The following is a 4144-nucleotide window of genomic DNA, read 5'->3' on the forward strand; positions in this document are numbered from 1 at the left end:
CTCCCACACCTCCCACCCCTCCCACAGTTCCTGCTTGCCCAATGCCCAATGCCCAATGCCCAATGCCCAATGCCCAATGCCCAATGCCCCAATGCCCAAGTTTAAAAATCCGTCCAACGATCTTGGGGGAGGAAAGAACGCTCCATTGGAATTGGAGAAACCGGTTCTGTAAGGGTAAATTTACCTGCTTCAATCCACTGTTTTAGCTCTAGGGCAACTTGCCTGGAAAAAAATAAACTTGCTAAGGGGGCAGAGCGTACCGCTTTGCCCTCTATGCTAATCCGCCCGGATTTGAGTTGGGCGTAACTCACTAAACCAAAGGTGGGACGGACGCGGCGGGGGATGGAAAAGTCTACTATTGGGGCTACTAAGTCTCGATCTTGCACCGCACAGTGTTCTACTACTTGTTCGTTCAATACGGGAAGCGGTACGCCAACGCCTAACATCAATGAAGGCCCGTAACTTTTGAAGTAACAACCCCGCACCCAATGAGCATTCATTTGCTTGGCATCGCCAATTAAAGCTAAAGTGGCAGCAGGGCCAATGGGTGTGCGATTCGCTAAACGTTTTTGTAAGGGAAAGTGCTGAGTCCCTTCCCAAGCGACATAGCCAACACCACCACCTAAAAAAATTCTTGTACCAATACCGATAAGTTGTAAATCCGGGTCGTTGAGTAACGGGGAAATTGCACCGGGATTAGAGTAAACAGCATTCCCCAAACGCGGTTGTAAAGGCCCCAAATAAGTGAAAAGTGGGCGATCGCCACCATTCACACCAACGATAAAATTTTGATAAAGATTACGCGGATTAAATAAATAAAATTGATTAATCGTTTCGCTGGTAATTGTAGTTTCAAATGTTGCTCTGGGGTAACAATCTGTTACTTGTCCTTGCGCTCTCACGTGTATCGGCTTACCAGCGATTAAGTCTTCGATGACATGACCACCACCACGTTCTCGGACTTCTTCACCATCCATCACTTCTACAGCACAGCTGGCACCCAAATATAAATCTACTGCCCCAAAACCAGAGTAAGCTGGAACGCCATCTAACCAACAACGGCGAATTTTGATTGGGGGGTCAGTGTGTCCCAGGTTGATAATTGCACCACTTGATTCCATTGGCTCAAAAGTGCCAGTGGTAATGACATCAACTTCTTTCGCAGTTTTAGTAACACCGATTTCTAGAACTCGTGCTTTTAATTCTTCGGTTGTCAACACTACCGCACGTTGGCGGCTGATTTTGTCGTTAATTTCAGCAATTGTTCGCATTTTATTGGTGCTAGCGCCTTTTATTGTCTTCTTTTATAAATGACAGATGACATGATTTCTTCTTGAAATAGTTATAAAATTCAAGTTTTTTCAGGCGCAAGTCGGCTAAAATCCATAAAGTCATTGGCAGCGATCGCACGCATAACCTCCACAACGCCATAATTAGTAGGGATGAAGGGTTGTTCGCCTTTAGAATTATCAGCATTCGCAACCTAAGTATCCTTCCTGAGGCATATTCCCAATAGCCGTAAAATTAATACAACAAGACTCTTGCTTTATCAATCAAATGTATGTATGGTTAGGATTGAGTACAGCACAAGTTTACTAAATTTTACACGTTGATGAACTGAGTAAGAGGCAATGACCACTTCTGAATTAACTAATTTTGAGAATAAAAACCAAAGTCAAATTTCTGATACATTTCAAAATTTATCCTCTTCAACAGAAGAAAAAAAATTGTTTACCTTCAAGGTAATTGAGTATTTATTACTGGCAATTTTCGTTTCTTCTATTCTGTTTATTAATTTTTATTCAACTGATAAAACAGTTGTCATTTATGGAACAATCTCTTTAACTGTTTTGTTTTTTTTGTTATTAATCAATAGACAAGTATTTCAGGATTCTAAAAAGTCGGTGGAAAAGTCCGAACTAGCTAGAAAAGCTGAATTATATACTTACCTATTGGCTAATAATACTTCCTGGAGTCAAAACACTCTGAGTTTAGCTAGAAAAAAAGCTTTACAATACTCTCAAGACTTAATTGATGATTATAAAAGAGTTAAGACAGTATCGAGGAACCTTTACTACATTTTGCAAATAGCAACAGTGATTTTGTCAGGGGTGACACCAATTTTAGTTTTGGTAGATAAATTAGAATCAGGACAACCTTGGCTGAAGTGGCTCCCCGTTCTTTGTCCGGCTCTTGCTTCCATACTCGCCAGTATTGTTACCTCTTTTCCTTTTCAAAAGAATTCCATTGCTGCTAACACAGCTGTTGAATTGTTAGAGGCTGAACAAGAAAAATTTATATTGGGAGTAACTCAGCCCTATCGTTGCTATGATGTAGCTGACGAAATTCAGCAGCAACAAAAAGCAAGTCAGGCATTAGAATACTTTATTGTTCAAGTGAATAACATTCACCTCAACCAAGTGCAACAAGCGTCTGAGACTCAAGCAGACAAAACAGAATCGACTTCATCGAACGAATCGAGTAAAGAGTCAGCTAATGAAACAATAAAGTGATGAATTACTCTTATGTAATAAATCAGTTAGCTATTCTCCCTTGTGATTCTTACCAACAGAATTTATCGATTTTGCTCTAAAACTTGAAATTCCCGATTGTTTAAAAGTCGGGAATTTTTTTATTTAGAAATACAGCGTTTTTCAGGTATGAAAAGTGACTGGTGACTGATTAGTTATTATTAGACCTGTTGCAATCAATTGCTTTTTGCACTCTTGTGGGAAAAGGGAATCATGTTAAAGGGGAAAGGTAAAATACCAAACCTTTTCCCGACTTTTGTAATAAGTCTATTCTCCCTTACCCCCTACCTTATATTTTAAAGTGAAATGGTATTACCTATACCTCACAAAGTTACAATCTGCTGTAACTATTCATCTTGAGGTAAAGCTTTATCGACAGCTTCTTCTCCATCCCTCTCTGGGGTTTCTGTTGACCAAGGATCGTCTACTTGAGGAAATTTAGAACTGATGACAAACTCAGTTTCTTGTGGATGATGTCCCCATTCATCTAAAACATCTTTAATCAAAACTTCTTGTACCCAAATTTTAGCCACAACGGTTAAGGGTAATGCTAAGAATAATCCTAAAAATCCAAAAAAAGTGACGAAAAATAATTGAGAAATTAAGGTGACAGCTGGTAACAATGAAACTTGATGCGCCATGACAATGGGCGTAATGAAATTACTCTCCACCTGTTGAATAATAAAGTAGAGAATCAAAACAGCGATCGCTTTCCAAGGTTCGTCTAACAAAGCGATGGCCATTGCTGGTACTACACTCAGTGTCGGGCCGAGGTTGGGAATTAAATTTAAAAATCCAGCCAAAACCCCTAAAGCCAGTGCTGCTTTGATACCCAAAACAGATAAGCCAACTACACTCATTAATCCCACTACACCCATAGCAATAAGAGCGCCTGTTACCCACCCTCCCAAAGAAATTTCGCACTTGTTTAAAATTCCCTCCACTCGTCGCCGATAAAATGAAGGAAAAAGCCGCACAAAAACTTTGCGGTAAGCTACAGGATCGGCTAACAACATTCCTGTTAAAACTAGCACTAGTAAAACTTTGATAAGCACTTCCAAGGAACCAGAGACAAAAGCGACGGAATTTCCCACTAGCCGATTTACAAAAGGCTGTGCTTGTTGGATGAGACTGTTGATATCTGGAACGTAGGGAACCAACTCACTAGGGATGCGGGTTCTAAGTGCATCTAGCCAAGTATTAAAGCGCTGAAATCCTTGGGGAACCCGATAAGTTAATTCTTGAAACTGCTGTGCAAAAGGTGGCACAATTAGCCAGAAAAAACCCACAATTACTGCAAAAAAGATAGCGACTGACAACACCACAGCGAGTCCGCGCTTCATCCCTGAACGTTGGAAGCGTTTTGCTAGCCGATTTAAAGTGGTGGCTAAGACAACTGCGGCAAACATCAGTAATAATACTTCTCGAATTTGCCACAAAATGTATAAAGAAAGAACGATCGCAATTAAACCGATCCATTGACCGAGGTTCACAGGCTGACTCCCAACACTTGGCGAGATGCAATTTTCTTGTAATTCAGCTAGGTTAGCTGATTTCCATCACTCGTGCCTAGATATAGGCTTCAGATAGTAAGGGACTGGTGATTGGGGAGA

The 4144-nt window shown here is 40.7% G+C and carries 3 protein-coding genes; 1 reads left to right on the forward strand and 2 read right to left on the reverse strand.

The window, feature by feature from the left end; genetic code table 11:
- Nucleotides 1–101: 101 nt before the first annotated feature.
- Nucleotides 102–1271, reverse strand: coding sequence for a homocysteine biosynthesis protein (locus GNE10_RS32445; RefSeq protein ID WP_099071591.1), 1170 nt, complete (start codon nucleotides 1269–1271; stop codon nucleotides 102–104).
- Between the two features lie 360 nt (nucleotides 1272–1631).
- Here GNE10_RS32445 and GNE10_RS32450 point away from each other — a divergent pair, with 360 nt between their 5' ends.
- A complete protein-coding gene (locus GNE10_RS32450; RefSeq protein ID WP_099071590.1) occupies nucleotides 1632–2513 on the forward strand; it encodes a DUF4231 domain-containing protein in 882 nt (293 codons plus the stop codon).
- Nucleotides 2514–2878: 365 nt separating this feature from the next.
- Here the strand turns inward: GNE10_RS32450 and GNE10_RS32455 are convergent, their stop codons facing one another.
- Nucleotides 2879–4024: an AI-2E family transporter gene (locus GNE10_RS32455; protein ID WP_185570106.1), complete on the reverse strand. Its 1146-nt coding sequence runs from the start codon at nucleotides 4022–4024 to the stop codon at nucleotides 2879–2881.
- Between the last annotated feature and the right edge of the window lie 120 nt (nucleotides 4025–4144).

Source organism: Nostoc sp. 2RC (assembly GCF_014222165.1).
Taxonomy (GTDB): domain Bacteria; phylum Cyanobacteriota; class Cyanobacteriia; order Cyanobacteriales; family Nostocaceae; genus Nostoc; species Nostoc linckia.